This window comes from Paenibacillus monticola, assembly GCF_009664975.1.
GTDB classification, from domain to species: domain Bacteria; phylum Bacillota; class Bacilli; order Paenibacillales; family Paenibacillaceae; genus Paenibacillus_AQ; species Paenibacillus_AQ monticola.
In genome coordinates this window covers 382,738-398,312 of the sequence record NZ_WJXB01000001.1, presented here as the reverse complement: position 1 = coordinate 398,312, position 15,575 = coordinate 382,738, and the positions used below count along the sequence as shown (strand labels likewise).

The 15,575-nt window shown below is 45.5% G+C and carries 17 protein-coding genes and 1 pseudogene; 7 read left to right on the top strand and 11 right to left on the bottom strand.

The annotated features are described in order from the left end of the window. Positions 1-82 precede the first annotated feature (82 nt). The 3 genes from GJB61_RS01765 to GJB61_RS01755 form a co-directional block, all read right to left on the bottom strand. Positions 83-844, bottom strand: coding sequence for a DUF3600 domain-containing protein (locus tag GJB61_RS01765; RefSeq protein ID WP_154116539.1), 762 nt, complete (start codon positions 842-844; stop codon positions 83-85). Continuing rightward, positions 834-1,418 (bottom strand): sigma-70 family RNA polymerase sigma factor, encoded by a 585-nt coding sequence (locus tag GJB61_RS01760; RefSeq protein WP_154116537.1) that lies wholly within the window; start codon positions 1,416-1,418, stop codon positions 834-836. Before GJB61_RS01760 ends, GJB61_RS01765 begins: the two co-directional genes overlap by 11 nt. Before the next feature lie 541 nt (positions 1,419-1,959). Then, positions 1,960-2,274: an ArsR/SmtB family transcription factor gene (locus GJB61_RS01755; protein WP_154116535.1), complete on the bottom strand. Its 315-nt coding sequence runs from the start codon at positions 2,272-2,274 to the stop codon at positions 1,960-1,962. Between the two features lie 121 nt (positions 2,275-2,395). Between GJB61_RS01755 and GJB61_RS01750 the strand changes: the two genes are divergently transcribed. Next, complete coding sequence (locus tag GJB61_RS01750) at positions 2,396-3,796, top strand: MFS transporter (protein WP_154116533.1); 1,401 nt, start codon at positions 2,396-2,398, stop codon at positions 3,794-3,796. Between the two features lie 87 nt (positions 3,797-3,883). On the opposite strand, the pseudogene GJB61_RS01745 reads toward GJB61_RS01750, so the two are convergent. Then, positions 3,884-4,081: pseudogene (locus GJB61_RS01745) on the bottom strand (hypothetical protein); the annotation flags it as partial. 158 nt (positions 4,082-4,239) lie between these two features. Between GJB61_RS01745 and GJB61_RS01740 the strand changes: the two are divergent. The 6 genes from GJB61_RS01740 (at position 4,240) to GJB61_RS01715 (ending at position 9,365) form a co-directional block, all read left to right on the top strand. After that, positions 4,240-4,878 (top strand): TetR/AcrR family transcriptional regulator, encoded by a 639-nt coding sequence (locus GJB61_RS01740; RefSeq protein ID WP_154116530.1) that lies wholly within the window; start codon positions 4,240-4,242, stop codon positions 4,876-4,878. Beyond that, positions 4,875-5,279, top strand: a complete 405-nt coding sequence (locus GJB61_RS01735; RefSeq protein WP_154116526.1) for an FMN-binding protein — start codon at positions 4,875-4,877, stop codon at positions 5,277-5,279. The genes GJB61_RS01740 and GJB61_RS01735 overlap by 4 nt, the downstream gene beginning before the upstream one ends. 104 nt (positions 5,280-5,383) lie before the next feature. Continuing rightward, positions 5,384-6,460 carry a stalk domain-containing protein gene (locus tag GJB61_RS01730; protein WP_154116524.1) on the top strand — a complete coding sequence of 359 codons (1,077 nt, stop codon included), beginning with the start codon at positions 5,384-5,386 and terminating at the stop codon, positions 6,458-6,460. 137 nt (positions 6,461-6,597) lie between these two features. Beyond that, positions 6,598-7,653 (top strand): FtsH protease activity modulator HflK, encoded by a 1,056-nt coding sequence (gene hflK / locus GJB61_RS01725; protein ID WP_229521407.1) that lies wholly within the window; start codon positions 6,598-6,600, stop codon positions 7,651-7,653. After that, entirely contained in the window at positions 7,650-8,513 is an 864-nt protein-coding gene (hflC, locus tag GJB61_RS01720) for a protease modulator HflC (protein WP_154116522.1), read from the top strand. Before hflK ends, hflC begins: the two co-directional genes overlap by 4 nt. Before the next feature lie 69 nt (positions 8,514-8,582). Next, positions 8,583-9,365: a TatD family hydrolase gene (locus GJB61_RS01715; RefSeq protein WP_154116520.1), complete on the top strand. Its 783-nt coding sequence runs from the start codon at positions 8,583-8,585 to the stop codon at positions 9,363-9,365. Positions 9,366-9,375: 10 nt separating this feature from the next. Here GJB61_RS01715 and GJB61_RS01710 read toward each other — a convergent pair whose 3' ends face one another. The 7 genes from GJB61_RS01710 to GJB61_RS01680 all read right to left on the bottom strand — a co-directional run bounded on the left by GJB61_RS01710 (position 9,376) and on the right by GJB61_RS01680 (position 15,571). Next, positions 9,376-10,014 carry a hypothetical protein gene (locus GJB61_RS01710; RefSeq protein ID WP_154116518.1) on the bottom strand — a complete coding sequence of 213 codons (639 nt, stop codon included), beginning with the start codon at positions 10,012-10,014 and terminating at the stop codon, positions 9,376-9,378. Positions 10,015-10,044: 30 nt separating this feature from the next. Continuing rightward, positions 10,045-11,316 (bottom strand): MFS transporter, encoded by a 1,272-nt coding sequence (locus GJB61_RS01705; protein WP_154116516.1) that lies wholly within the window; start codon positions 11,314-11,316, stop codon positions 10,045-10,047. A 51-nt stretch (positions 11,317-11,367) separates the two neighbouring features. Beyond that, positions 11,368-12,522, bottom strand: a complete 1,155-nt coding sequence (locus tag GJB61_RS32100) for a winged helix-turn-helix domain-containing protein (RefSeq protein WP_154116515.1) — start codon at positions 12,520-12,522, stop codon at positions 11,368-11,370. Between the two features lie 167 nt (positions 12,523-12,689). Further along, positions 12,690-13,370 (bottom strand): YjgB family protein, encoded by a 681-nt coding sequence (locus GJB61_RS01695; protein WP_154116514.1) that lies wholly within the window; start codon positions 13,368-13,370, stop codon positions 12,690-12,692. 88 nt (positions 13,371-13,458) lie between these two features. Continuing rightward, the gene (locus GJB61_RS01690; RefSeq protein ID WP_154116511.1) at positions 13,459-14,178 is read right to left on the bottom strand and encodes a hypothetical protein; all 720 of its coding nucleotides are present in this window, start codon (positions 14,176-14,178) and stop codon (positions 13,459-13,461) included. Positions 14,179-14,493: 315 nt separating this feature from the next. After that, a complete protein-coding gene (locus tag GJB61_RS01685; protein WP_154116510.1) occupies positions 14,494-15,039 on the bottom strand; it encodes an RDD family protein in 546 nt (181 codons plus the stop codon). Next, positions 15,032-15,571 carry an AAA family ATPase gene (locus GJB61_RS01680; RefSeq protein WP_154116509.1) on the bottom strand — a complete coding sequence of 180 codons (540 nt, stop codon included), beginning with the start codon at positions 15,569-15,571 and terminating at the stop codon, positions 15,032-15,034. Before GJB61_RS01680 ends, GJB61_RS01685 begins: the two co-directional genes overlap by 8 nt. Positions 15,572-15,575: the final 4 nt, after the last annotated feature.

Genomic DNA, 15,575 nt, shown 5'->3' with positions numbered 1-15,575 from the left:
GTGCCTGGACAGTAGTTAAATAAAGCTAAAAAAGCTGCCTCGGTAGAGTACCCGAAGCAGCTTACAGCCTTTACCCAATCATTCATGAGCTCGGCTTAAACATAATACCCAGCTTTTTCATATAAGGACTAAGCTGTTCTATCAGTTGCTTCTGATTGGTCAGATCAGTCTCTGATAGCCGGTCAGTATGAATACTACCCTCCAGGTCAAGCGCCTTAATATCGTAAACTCTCAGCTCATTGATTATTTCGTCGACAGCGGCAAGCTCTTGTTGGCTGAGAATTTGTTCTGCCCTATCCCGTTGCTCATTCCAGAGAGTGTCGAAGGTTGTTAGAGTTGGCACCGCCCCCAACGTTCCTCCTGCTACATTTAATTGTGCAAAATACGGTTCCAGCTCAGCGGTCAGGCTCTTGTAGGATTTCTGATCGTCAGCGCTTAACTGCTCAGGATGAAGCACTCCCTCCGCATCGGCAATCTTCAGATTATAGCTACTCAATTCCTTCAGCAGGGCCATTAATTGGGTAAACTCCTGTTCACTGTAACTTTGTTTGGCCTTCTGCAGTTTGGCCTCCAGTTCATCATATTTCTGCTGTGTAGCTCCAATCTGCACGACATTGTCCTGCGAACCGTAAATGGAATCAGCCAAGTAATGGTATCCAGCATACGCCCCTGTAGGAATTAACAGTGAAGCCGCCACAATACTAGCCACGAGCCATTTTTTCATTCGTCTTCCCCCTTGCGTCGATAGTACCTGCTTCAGTATTTTTCCTTTCAGTTCGGGTGGAGCTATCCAATTCCTGGTTTCTTCCCGCAAGGCTGTGCGCAGCTCTTCTTCAAGACTCATGTTGATCCTCCACCTTTCCCCTCACTAGAATGTTAGTCTTTTGCTTCTGCCTCAGCTTCTGTAGAGCAGCATGAATACGAGATTTCACGGTTCCGAGCGGAATGCTGAGAATCACCGAAATTTCCTCTTGGGAGTATTCATTCAAATAGTGCAGGATAACGGCTTGCTTCAATTTGTAGGGTAGACGATCTACACTAGCAACTAAGGGTTGATAGAATATTTTATCCACTACCTTACTTGAGAAATCGTATTCTATCGCTTGCTCCACCTGCTCCGCTTTTTTGAGGATACGGATATGACTCCAGCTCTTTCTTCGATAAGCATGAATTTGCCGCATAGTCAGACCCATTAGCCATGGCCGAAAAGGACGGCTTACGTCAAATTGCCCCAGAGACCGGTAGAGCTGAATATAAATCTCCTGAACTACATCCTCTGTATCATTAGGTTCGCGAACGAGGAAATGAACGGTTGGATAGACATCCCGAATGGTTCTCTCATATAGCTCACTACACGCTTCACGGCTGCCGGCAAGCACAAGCGCGATGAGCTGCGAATATTCATCTGGATGATTCATCCGTCATTCCTCCTTCGGTCTTACACTATATATTGGCAAGTATAGAATATATGGTTCGATTTATTTGTGGCTAGTGGAGTGGATCACATAGAAAAATAAGGTAGCTTGTTGGTCGAAAAGAGAGCACAAGTCGGGAACCGGACAGAGAAGCATCTATTTACTCGAATTCAGCCGATTTGGATGTTTGGTGGACTCTAGTGACGCTATTGCAAAGATTTCCTCTAAAAAGAACCTGGTTTCGCTTCTATAACGCCTTCTGAGTCCGCTTCCTATTCCCCACACCTCCTGGAACGTGAAATAACGGCTCTTCAGTCCGCCAGATTGGAGCTTCAACTATTCAGGCTATATTTATTTGTCACATTGTTTGTTCGAATTCTTCCACTGCATATTTGGGTTTAGCAACGCGATGAGAGGTCTGGAGGTCAGAGTTACTCTGTTTGCTGGGGATTTTGGAGAAACGGAAGTGTTTGTCATGAAGAAGCTCACGGCTGCGCCATCCTTTTATGGACAGAATAGCTATGAGCTTCTTGGGTGTTCTCTCTTACTTGTTCGTATTCTTCCCTACATTCAATATGGCGGATAGCAATCCCGGGAAACAAGTGTTCAAATCCTCGGACCTCAACGCAATAATATGCTGCGTACCCTGAACCCGAACCTGTATAACCCCTGCTTCCCGCAGTGTGCGAATATGATGAGTCAAGGTTGATTTAGCAATAGGCACATCAAAATTGTTGCAGGGCTGTTCACCACCGGCGGCGATGTCGCTTATAATCTGCAGCCGTACAGGGTCACTTAAGGCATGCAGTACGGAGCTTAGCTGAATATCTTCTCTGTGGGGATGATGCAGTATTTTCAAAGCGCTTACATCTCCTTCTTGAATAACTACTGATTGAATTTTAACATATCCCATGCTATATTTCTAATGTTCTATGATATTAGTACAACAATAATATAATGATCGAAGATTAGGAGGGTTTATGAGTCAGTCCAACGCTTCACCTACAGTAGCTAGCAAGGAATATGTTTTCCGTGAAGGTCTTGTTGTTTCCATGCTCGGGTTCATTATTATCCTTATCGTTATGAATACGATGATGTTTAATCTGGCTCTGCCGCAAATCACAAAAGAATTTGCTCTATCCAACATAGCCTCTTCCTGGATTGTCACCGGATACTCAATCATATTCGCGATTATGTCGATCACTTTCTCCAGGCTGTCCGATTTCATTCCCATCCGCACCTTGTTTACCATAGGCCTTAGCTTGTTCGGAGCAGCTTCCATGATCGGACTGTTCAGCGACAGCTTTATCGTGCTGCTCTCCGCAAGACTGCTACAAGCTGCGGGGGCCGCTTCTGTACCAGGCCTTGCGATCGTGCTTATCACCAGATATATTCCAGCAGAACGCCGGGGGAACTCGATGGCTGTAGTGATCTCTGCCAGCTCCCTCGGACTCGGTCTGGGTCCAGTGGTTGGGGGGACTGTAACTCAGTATCTGGGCTGGCACGACCTATTCATTATTACCGGGATTTCTTTGCTGCTTATCCCTGTCTTTTACCGTTTAATTCCTAAAGAGCAACCACAAAAGGGTACCTTCGATCTACTCGGTGCCGTGTTCATAGGTATAGGGACAACCGGCGTTCTGCTGTTCCTGACCAGCCGCTCCTGGGTTCTGCTTCTTATTGGAGTTGTATCCCTGGTTCTGTTCTGGATGCGGATTCACCGTGCACAGAACCCCTTTGTGCAGCCTTCCCTCTTTCGTAACAAAACTTATATGTCACTCATAATGCTTGGCATTGTGTCCTATATCAACAACTTTGCCACGCTCTATTTGCTCCCGCAGGTACTGGCACACCTATATGGTCTGACACCAGCACAATCGGGTTTGGTTATTTTCCCCGGTGCCATAGTGTCCATGCTACTCTCCAACCGGGTTGGACGAATCATTAACCGCTACGGCAATGGACTGTTTATCAGGATCTCTCCTTGGCTGCTGCTCTCGGCTGCTGCGCTATTTGCTCTTTCAGCCGGAACATCATTTTACGCCATCATGGGTGTCTATATCTTGCTAAGCGTCGGCTTCTCCACACTGACAACAAGTGTATCTAATCAAATATCGGATATCCTGCATGTGGATGAAATCGGCGCAGGCATGGGCTTTTTCCAACTGGTCCAGTTCTTCGGTGGGGCGTTCAGTGTTACCATGACCAGTATTGCGCTGAACGCTCAAGCCTCTCTGCCACTTGCAACTGCCTATTCCCATATTTTCTGGGGGATGACGGTCATGGCGGTTATCGCCATTATCTGCTCGATGATCTATGCCTCATTCCACAAAAGAAACGTCTATTCAGCAGGTGTCACTGGTCCACTGGAAGACTTTTAGCAGTGCTGCTGTGTTTTGCTAGATGAGTACCCGACAAACCAATAGAGGCCGTGCAAGAGGGTTAGCTCTTGCACGGCCTCTATGAATTCACGGCTTAATTGTTCCGCTAGAATCTAGTTTTACAGTAACAGGTTGTATTACTCGTACGGTCAATAGTCGTCCAAGTGGTCCCGTTTCGCCTAGATCCACCTGCCACCAAGATGGCCAGGTGACTGGGCTGGACTTCCATTCCGCTTGATCATTCCCATCATTCACTCTGTTGGCCTCATAACCGGATGCTGAGGAGGTTGTAGCTTTTGCTTATTAATGAACACATTCAACATCCTAGCCGTCTCCAGAAGTAGAGCGTTGAAATCGCCTATTTACACACCTCCACAACCGTGGTATTTTTACATTACGGAAAAGTAAACTAATAGTTTACTTTATAGCACAGGAGGTTAATCATGGACAGATCAGCTCGTAAGGATGTTATTGCAGCCATGCATAAGGAGAATATTCTGTTGGCGGCAGAAGGGTTATTTGCAGCTAATGGAGTTGAAGGGACAACGATGGACGATATCGCTCGCACCGCTGAATATAGCAAACGTACGGTTTATGTCTATTTTGGCAGCAAGGAAGAAATCTATTATTCCATTATTTTAAGGGGCATTACCCTGTTGAAAGACTATGTTACTGAGGGATTGAACACTCAAGCGGGGTTCCTCTCCAGGTATCAGGCGTTATGCCAAAAACTGGTCGATTATTATACAGCCACTCCTTTTCATTTCGCTGCGATTGTGAATTTTCAGACTAGACCGTTACAAGCGTTGAGTGGGACTCAGGTGGAACAAGATATTTTTCGAGTGGGGGAAGAAATCAATGCTGCCTTGGAAGGCCTTCTGGAGAATGGCAAAAGAGAGGGCTTATTGCAATCGGAGCTTCTGGTGAAGCCGACGATCTTTATTTACTGGTCCAGCCTTTCGTCGCTTATCCTTCTTGCACATCATAAGAGCAGTTATATTGAGGAGACGATGAATATTCCGACCAGGGAATTGCTGGAATACGGCTTTCAATTGTTAAGTGGGATGGTGATAAAAAAATGAAGAAACGGCTGATCCAACTCGGTGCGCTGCTTGTCCTTATTGCTCTCTCCGCTCTCCTTATCTATCTGTACAGAGTACATAGCTATCAGAATAAAGTCAGTCATACCACGGTTCAAAATATCGAGTTCAGCAGCATCCCCGACGGAAGCTATATTGGGGATTACAATGTAGACTTCATCTACGCCAAAGTCTCGGTCACAGTGAAGAGTGGGAAAGTCATCCACATTGATCTGCTGAAGCATAAGACTGAAAGAGGCAAACCTGCTGAAGTCATTACAGACCGGATTGTAGAACAGCAAACGCTGGAGGTAGACGCCATAGCTGGGGCGACCAATTCCAGTAAAGTGATTAAAAAAGCTGTGGAGAATGCACTTAATTCTGCTAAAGCCCTTAATCCGTAACATGTAACACCCTTGTAACTGCTTTATTAAAAGAAAGTGACCTATAGTAGGATGATTTACTCTATACTTTACTGAACTGGACTTATATCCTTGGAGGTAATTTCATGAATAAATTCATCGCTATCGGAGCCCTTGCGCTTTCTTTAGCTGGATGCGGAGCACCCGCATCAATAGATAAGACTCAATCCGCTACACCAACAATGAACCTAGAGGTCGACGGACAGACTGTCCTCACCTCTCTTCATCCTTTTTACTCTAGTAATATTCTGTATGTGCCTGCAAGGGTTCTGCTGGAATATTACCGCTGTGAGCTGAAATGGAATAATTCACTGAAGACCTTAACCTTAACAGATGAAAACAACACAAATATCCTGCTCACGGGCAATGAAGATATGGAATCCCCAGCGATACTGCGAAATGGACATCTCTACATTCCAGCCGATTCACTAAACAGTCTCTCTGGTGCTGAGGTGCAGCTGAATACTGCAAATACTGTACTTATGGTTACGTCAGGCAGCGTTAGTACGACTGTGAGGGTTCCCCGCGAGCCACTTGCACTGGCAGATGGGAACAATGAGGTCAAACTATATGCCGCCCTCAAAGAGGGAGAAACCTACAAAGGATATATCCTTGAGGTGAATGGAGAACGTCACACGTTCCCTTGGGAAGGTCCGCGTTTGCCGATGAATCCTCCGCAGCTTTATTACGCGGATATAGATGAGGACGGTCAGGCGGAGGCAATTGTTGTGCTGACGAACGGAACGGGAACGGGGATTGTTGCGCAGGAGCTTCACGTGATTAAACCACAGCAATGGCAGGAGATTACAGTGCCTACTGCAGAACAGGCAGTAGCGGCCAACGTAACCACAAGCGTTACAAAAAATAAGGATGAGCTACTGCTCAGCCTTGAGCTTAAAGGCTCCACGCCTTCCAGTGTTTCCTTGGCGCTTCCGGGCCTTGGTGAAAATGTCGACGATAACCAACAGCCGGGAATGGGGGCTGTTACCTATTACACCGTGGAAGCTGGCAAGCTAAAAGCGGAAACTAGTGTGAACCTTGGATTCTTCAGCATTGGAACCCTGAAGCTTGTCTACAAACCGAGAGGCATCGGTATGGAACTGGAAACTCTTGAATTTGTACCTAATGAAGAGTACGCAGCTTACGTACAACCAGGAAAGTGAATGGAGCTCAAGTACAAGGGACTCTATGTCTCATTTGACAATAAATGAGAAGCGTTCTCAAAATAAGCAACCTGTTCACCATTTATACGTACTACCTCCTATATTGATAATTTCTAACAACAGGAGGAGAGATATTATTGGGTTTCAATCCAGATGACAACCAGAACCACAGTATGAGGGGTCGCCAGATGCCTGATTTACCGCCAGGAACAATAAAAAAGATTGTTATCGGCGTTGCCGCAGCAGCCATTCTCATTATTGGCTATTCATCGTTCTACACCGTGCAAGAGCAAGAGCGTGCTGCCATCCTAACCTTCGGCAAGTATTCCAAAGAAACTTCAGCAGGTTTGCATTTCAAATGGCCCTATCCGATTCAGCAGGTCATAACGGTTCCAGCGGAGCTGACGCAAAGAATTCATATCGGTTACCGTCAAGAAGAAGGATCAAGTAAGAATATTGAAGTTGAAGAAGAAGCGATGATGATTACCGGAGATGAGAATATCGTCTCTGCCGACGCTGTCGTGCAATGGAAAATAAGCAATATCCACGATTTTCTGTTCAATATCGATGACCCTGAACAATTTTTGCGCAATGCCTCGATTTCGTCCATTCGTTCCGTAATTGGTTCAGAGAAATTGGATTATGCGATTACAGATGGCAAGACGGTCATACAGGATAAGGTTAGAGTTCAGCTTTTGGAGCTGCAGTCCAAATACCAAACCGGCATTCAGATCATTGATATTAAATTCCAAGATATTGAACCACCAAGTGGACAGGTTACGGAAGCATTCCGTGAAGTTACAAATGCGCGGGAAGAGAAAAATACGAAAATTAACAATGCGGTGAAATATGAGAACGATCTCATTCCTAAAGCACGCGGTGAAGCTCAAGCTCTGATCGAGAACGCCGAGGGTGAGAAGAAAGCGCGTGTATTGAATGCACAGGGTGACGTGGCCCAATTTAATGCAATATATGCAGAGTATAAGAAGAGTTCCAGCGTTACCGAAAGTCGTTTGATCATGGAAACGTTGGAAAAAATACTGCCAAACGCCAAAATTATTATTACAAATTCAAATAGTGATACCGTTAATTATTTACCCTTAAATGAGTTGTTGAGCAGCGGTTCCAATAAATCTACTACCCCAACCACTCCTTCTGCAACAACAGCTCCACAAGGAGGAGATGCACAATGAGAAAAAAATGGTTTATTCTAACCCCTATCGTAGTCATACTTATTTTGGCATCCGCTTCTCTGTTTGTTGTGAAGGAAGGAGAGTATAAAATTGTTCTCCGATTCGGTGAAGCGATAAGAGCCGTATCCGAACCAGGCTTAAAGTTAAAGCTTCCTTTCATTGAGAATACTTCAACGCTCCCTAAGTATCAGATGACCTATGAAAGCAGTCCTACGACAATCTTAACAAAGGATCAAAAGCCAATTGTCGTAGATAATTATACCGTTTGGCGTATTACGAACGCTTCACAATTCTTAAAAACGGTTCAGTCGGTTAGCGGCGGTGTGCAACGGCTAGATGAAGCCGTTTACAACTCTGTTCGCCGGAAGCTATCGGAAGTCAATTACGATAATATCATTAGCGAAAAAACAGAACGCGGCAACATTAATGATGAGATCACCAAGGACGTTATTGAAGCTTTAAAGAGAGATGATTATGGGATCGAGGTTATTGATGTTCGCATCAAACGTACGGATCTGCCAGAGGAAAATAAGCAGAGCGTATATAACCGCATGATATCTGACCGTCAATCTATTGCTGCCCGTTATTTATCGGAGGGTGACGAAGAATCACGTAAAAGAACATCCAAAGCGGATCGTACATCCACTGAGCTTCTAGCCCAGGCAAGAGCCGATGCCAAGCAGATCATCTCAGAGGGTGAAGGAGAAGCCGCAAAGATCTATAACCTTGCTTATGGTAAAGATCCAGAGTTCTATAGCTTTTATCGGACCCTGCAAAGTTATGTGACAACGTTACAGAATGAGCCTGTCATTATGCTTCCTATTGATTCACCCTATACCAAAATTTTATTAGGTCAATAATAAATCGCGCGCTCTCCAATGTCTGGAGCGCGCGCGATTTGTGTTTGTGGCGCGAAGGAGAATGCACTCATGATTGATGCTCATATTCATTTGGAACAATATGACTCTTCCGTTGCAGAGCAAATGCTGAACGAACTACTCGGAAATGATATCGAAACATTGATTGCTGTCTCCATGAACCTGGACTCATGCCTGCGCACCGAAAAACTCACAACTGTTTATCCCAGAGTGATCAGAGCGGCCTACGGTTTCCATCCCGAGCAGCCCCTGCCGAGTAGGGAAGAACTAAAGGCACTGCTGGAGTGGATCGGAAGCCGTTCCACAGCAGACTTTGTGGCTGTAGGCGAGATCGGCCTTCCCTACTATTCACGGGCCGAAGCTCTCGCACGCGGCGAAGCCTTTGATATGGATCCTTATATTGAACTTTTGGATACCTTACTCGGACTTGCCGCCCGGCTTGGCAAGCCGGTGGTGCTGCATGCCGTGTATGAGGACGCGTTAATTGCCTGTGATCTGCTGGAGAAACATGGCATCAGTCATGCTCATTTTCATTGGTTCAAAGGGTCGGAAGCCGCAATAACCCGAATGATTGCTCACGGCTATTTCATTTCCTTCACCCCTGATATCCTATACGAACGGGATATTCAGGAGCTTGCACTCCGCTACCCGCCGGAGCTAGTCATGGCTGAAACGGATGGCCCGTGGCCATTCGAGGGTGTTTTTGCCGGACGCCCTACACATCCGTCCATGATCCATGAAGTAGCCGTAGCTTGGGGTGCGCTGCATGGATATTCTCCTCTTAAGGCGGAAGAGATTCTAACTGCGAATACGGTGCGCTTTTATAATCTGTAGGAAATGAAATTTAGAACAGCTCATCATATTCCCCCGATTCCACCACTCGTTCATGTCTGATGAATGACATCTCTTCGATGCCAAGGATGGTTTTAAATTCTTCTGATAATTCCATCCCTTCACTAATATCATGATGGATATAATCAATATTCAATATTTCTTTAAGTCTGGTAATTTGTTCATCGGAAACATCTAATAAGCTGAACAGCTCCAGATGACAGTTATTAAAGACTGCCTCAAAGCTTTCCTTGAACACGGAGCCAGCCTCCAGTTCCTCTCTTATCTCCTCCAGTAAGCCTCCAAAGTACAGTTCATTAAACCCCATATCCGGGTACTTCTTCTTGGCAATACTATATGCTATTTCCTCCTCGTATTCATACGCAATATGTAAATCTGCGGCTTCCTCTCCTTGCGCAAGCAAACGGTAGCCCCAGTGATGATCCTCGAAATTGTAGAAGTAAAGAAGCGGTATTTCTTGTGACAGCTGGATCATAGATTCAGGTATTATTTCGCCTATATAAACATCTTCTGATAAATAAACAACAAACTTGTCGTTCAGCTGCATCATAACCGAACCCTTGGCTGCATGCTTTCTAACGGCCTCTTTATCCTTTGCCAGCAAAATAGTACCCGATGTGAATTCACTCATCTTATTTATACCTCCTATGAATCTACTCTTCTAAAAAGGCACCTCACCACTCACTTGATCCTCTTTCCCCACTGGCCATAACACTCGTCCGAAGAGCAGTCCAACTCCACCGATCACAGCGATTACGATCCCGAAGATCACAAAGATGCGGTTCGGACCGGCATTTTGGACCAACAGACCTCCAAGCAGAGGAGCTCCAATCATCACGCCACTAAGAATGGTACTCTGAATCCCAAATATTCGTCCAGTCATATGCGGTGGCGTTTCTTTCTGGAGACAATAATTGAAGGTAATGATGAACATTCCATTTCCGACGCCCAACACAAAACCTAACAATAGCACTGGCATAACGGAGACACCCGGCTGAAGTAATCCCAAACCTCCGAAGGCAGCACCAATCAGGGCATAACCCGTTCCGAGCTTCCAGCCATAACCTGCTCCGCGGTTTATTTTGTTCATCGCCATAATGGAGAGAAGTGCCCCTGCACCCGACGCCGCCACAAGCCAGCCCAGTAGGGACTCCTTATCCGGTGCAATCAACCTAAAGAGGCTGGTAAACTGAAAATCGATCATCTGAATCGCGAGGGCACCGACTACCCCGAACAGCATCGTGTTCAACAGCAGCCTGCTACGCCAAATAAAACTCCAGCCTTCCTTCCACATCGTGCGGAGTGGAATAGGTTCCTCCTTCACAGTGGATGCAGGGTTCACCTCTACGGTCTGGATGTTCTTAACGGTGAGCAAGAGCAGATAAGAACAGGTCCGGAAACCCGCATTGAGCAAAATACACCACTGAGGGGATAGAACCGACAACGCTAAACCGCCCAGCAGGGGGCCAGCGACTTTGGAGCCTTGATTGACGATCCCATTCAGCGAGGTTGCCTGCAGCAGTTGATCCTCCCTGACAATGCTGCGGGTCAAGGACTGCTGCGCAGGCACATTCAGGGTGGAAATAGCTGCACGCAACGCCAGCAGGGGAAGCAGCCACAGCATATTCGGAGCGAATAACACCAATACAGTCAGGATTGCGGTGAGCAGATCACAGATACGCATTAGCTTCAGTTTGTTTAGCCGATCGGCAGCTACACCGGCAACGGAGCCCAGCAGAATACCGGGTAAAGCCAGCGAGACCGGAATCAGGGCGAGCATCAATGGGCTGGCCTGCCAGCGGTATCCCACAAGTACCTGAATAGCTAATGCGTCGAACCAGTCACCAAAAGTCGCAGTGGCAAAAGCGGTGTATACACGCATGTATATTTTGTTACTGAGCAGGCTTGTTCCTGCTTGTACTGAAGTCTTCATCTAACATTCCTCCTATTACACTTACTGTAAGGGAGAATTGTCAGAGAAAGATCAGAGGGACTTTAGAACATTAAAGAGTGTTGTTTCCAGAGGCAGAAGCAGCCGGTTCAGACCAAGCTCCTCCATCTCTTCTTCCAATATTCTTATGTACTTACAGCGCAAGGAATCCTTGCCTGATATGTTATTGCAATAGCGAACGATACGATGCAAGCCCCAGAGCCGCATGGGTACAAACCCGGACCTATCCAGCACCTGAAGACCTTCGTCCAGTAGACTCTCCGCCTCCTTCCACGCCTTGCGCCGCAAATACCACAGTCCCTTCACCACGTTATAACTGCCGATTTCACGCAAAAAAGGTTTGGCCAGCAAGAGCTCTGCAATTCCTTCAGCCATCTGTTCCAGTTCTTCGTCAGGTGTTCCAACCACGATATGAACAAACATCTCTGTGATGGCTGTTGCCGGGATGAAATCCACAAAATCAGGTTCAGCGATTACCTTATGAGTTAACTTCAACCTTTCCAGCGCCTTGTGTGGTTCCCCTGCCAGCACATATAAATCCAAAATATTGAGAATTTCCAGCTCTTTATGCTGTGGCATAGACAATATCTTCTTCTCAAGTACCTGCTCACAGAAGGCCAGCTTCATCTTAGGTTCACCCGTAAATATATAAAATAGTAGCAGAAAATATAGCCGTTCCGGCATCTCGGCTTCCCTCGTGTTCAACAGCCACTCCAAATCCCCTTGCACAAAATGAATGCACACGGAATAGAACGGGTCCATGGTATAGCCCAGTATGTCCTGCTGGCGTGACAGGGTCAGCATCGAACGCCCTTGACCGTATAGGTGATATTTTCCAAACAAATCCCGCATCGTATTATGCAGCTCTGCATCCTTGGTTGTTGGATTAACTATCTTCATCGCGGCAGAATCCTGCATACTTAGACTATAGCCATAACCGCGAACGGTCTTAATGTGTACTCCTTGCAGACTCGCCAGCTTTTTACGCAGTCGGTAAATATGATCATCCACCGTTCGCTCTACCGGATATTCCAGTGGCCACACCTTATCCAGCAACTGCTCCCGGCTGAACGTTCGCCCCTGGTTCCGGTTCAGAAACTGCAGCAGCATAAACTCCTTGGGAAGCAACTCAATCGATATACCTTCAGCAGCTACTCTATATTCACTCTCATTTAATTCCAGATGCATATCAGAAACCTTCTTCCCCATATCCACTTCATGGCTCCATTATATCAGGCAGCCTTCGCCGTACTCCAGCATGAGATGTGAAATGCCGAGACAAGACAAAAAGAGCAATTCGTAGATTCCTCCGCAACATTGCTCTTCCTAATTGGACTTCAATAATATTGTTTATCTTAGCCAGCCATATTATTGATCGAATCCTGTTCAGAGAATACGGAGATATGATCTACCGTCCCCGTCGATTCCGGTATGATAAATTTAAGCTGATACTGCTTGTTGGCTTCGTAAGTATAAATCTTATCTTTGCCATTTTCTTTAATCTCGTGAGGCTTGCCGAGCGCTCCTTCGATCTGTTTCAGCGTCAGTTGCTGCAGGCTAGCTTCACTGGAACGAACGTCATAGATTTGGCTGCCTTTATTAAAGCCAAATACGACATGTTTGTCCGTGTAGGTGGAATAGATGCCCGAGCCCGCTGCTTCTTCCCGATCTGGCTCGCCCCAAGCAGCCTTCACATCATCGATAAGTCCATTATGTGCGGCATATTCCACGCCCGGCACCTTGCCCTGCTTGGCAAGCTCAAGCAGCTCCTTGAGCTGTTTGGCGGCAGCCTGCGGACTGGCTGTTGCTGTATTAGGCCCATTCGTTGCAGCAGCAGTAGCCGCCGGTGCATCCGTAGGAGCTGGAGATGTAGTGATCTCCGGCTGGGGCTGGGCAGTCGCCGCCACCTCAGTTGGCGCTACTGTGGGTGCTGTAGTTGGCGATGCCGCGTTCTGATTGCTTGAATCGCATGCCGTGAGTCCGAGCATACCCGCGAGGATCATCAATCCCGCTATCTTTTTAATATTTACTGTCATGTTGTCATCTCCCTGATTGGTTAAAGAACTTCTAGTTAGAACGGAACTGTTAGTAAAGACGAAAAGAGAGTAGCAAATGTTGCAATTACTACTCAGCAATGAATCTCCATGTCTTATTAGAATATTCTAGCCAGTTCCTATACATTTGAATCGACTTACTTGCGGTAAACAAAGCATCCATATCCCTAAAATGGCCTACTTCTATTAACGGCAACCTTAATACTGCCTGACTCCTTACTATCTCAGCGAAGTTAATCAGCAGCCCATTCTCTGTGCTATCCATTAAAGTATTAATAATATCGGCTGGCAAATCTGTAGTTAGTATCCCCGTAAATGCCAGTACCTTTGCCTTCACAGTATTCAATAAAAATGATTTATAATCTTCCAATCTGCTCACATAAAGCTTGTTAAACCAACCATCATCATGAGCGTAATAAGCAAATCTGTGTTTCGGCAAGGTATGGAGGGGTCTGGCTAAATGTCCAAAAAATAATAGTTCCGCAATCTCGTCATCAGTAAGTCTATTTAATGCTTCTTCATTTAAGAAATCAACCCAGCAGAAATCGCCATAGGCATACACATTATCGTTCAGTAATTCCTCGATTTCATGTTTCGTTACAAACTCAAAACAGCTATGCATATTGAAATGCACATTATCAAAATTATGCTTGAGCAGAATTAAGTTTTCAGGAGGTTCTACAAATGAACTCATAAATTCACTAAATTCAATTCCTGAGGAATAGAATGTTTTCTCTTCCAAATTACCACTGACGTAGATTAAATCTCTAGATCTTTTAATAGCCTTCATTCAAAAACTCCTTATTTATAATTTGCGAATTCACAGAGACTTTCTGTATTCTAAACTCTCAGCTTCGCGATCACCAGAAGCCAATGCAAATATTATTATAAGTTTAAAATGACCTTGTTCACCCTATCGAAATAGAAAATAACCCTCTCCAAAAGAAGAAGGGCTATTTTCTACTTCGCAGATCACATTACATTAGATCAAATCAGATTTCTGAAAAGTCTCTCTATTATAGCTATAGCGGCAACTTCAGTTCTGGTGATATACGCTTTTGCGCAAGATCTGCAGGTGCAGTCCAATGCTAAGGAGTCAATCCACTTACTCCTCACTACTTCTGTCCAGCGCAGACTTATAGACCACATATGTCCCAGCTATCATATCGTGAAGCGCTCTGTTGCGGACAGTGAACACGATGAACAGAGAATCAATTACGATGACCCATGATAGTATAAAGTTCAGAACCGTGGCCTGATCTGCCCATAAAGAGAGGTTCCGAGAAATAACGGTGTACGGGTGTTCACCAAGATTTACAATTATTGCTAAAACGGAACTCACAATATAAAAGCAATCCCGAAGCACGGCCTGCTTTAAGCTGGGATAGTTCCCTTCCGCATTAACAATTCGTGTTCTTAGGATCAATCTGCCTGGCGTTCCGCCAAATCTTGAAACCAGAAGAACATCAAAACACAAATAGAATATCCATGGAATGATCAGCGGTATTTCTGATTGCCAGAAATCTGCCAGAGATGAGGACAACCGATTAAGAAGAAGTGCTGGAATGATCAATATGGCACCATCCAGCAATGTAATCAGCACTCTTTTCCAAAATCCGACGAAATCTGCTTCAGAGAAATTTCTATCCATGATTTAAGCTCTCCCTATCTCTACACTTTAAAAGATGTGCATGAATGTGAATCTCTACTTCTTGAGTCTTCTTGATCATCTTTCTTTTATCTGCCTGCTCTGCAGTCATTTCCATAATTCTAGGTATCGCTTCCCTGTCGTAACCGCGGTTCCATTCAAAAATCATCTGGTACAGATTATTCCAGGATTGTTTATAATTCCACTGCTCTATTCCCATTCTTGTTCGAATAAATCTTGTGACCACTCTAAAGTCCCTGACTAACTTATTGGGTGTGAGAATAAGGATTAAATCCGCTCTAGTAAAGCTCTCTTCTCCCCATTTATAATGCGCCCCTTCAACGATCCATGATTCCCTGTTTAGGATTTCAACTAACTTGGAGTCCCTAACCTCGACAGGAAAGCGCAGATTCTCGGCACTTCTATCCCAGACCAAATTGTCCAGTTCGTACCATGAAACTCCATATTTGTTCGACAGCTCCTTCGCAAGAGTTGACTTGCCACTCCCGCAGGCTCCAATAATTCTGATCCGCATAGGT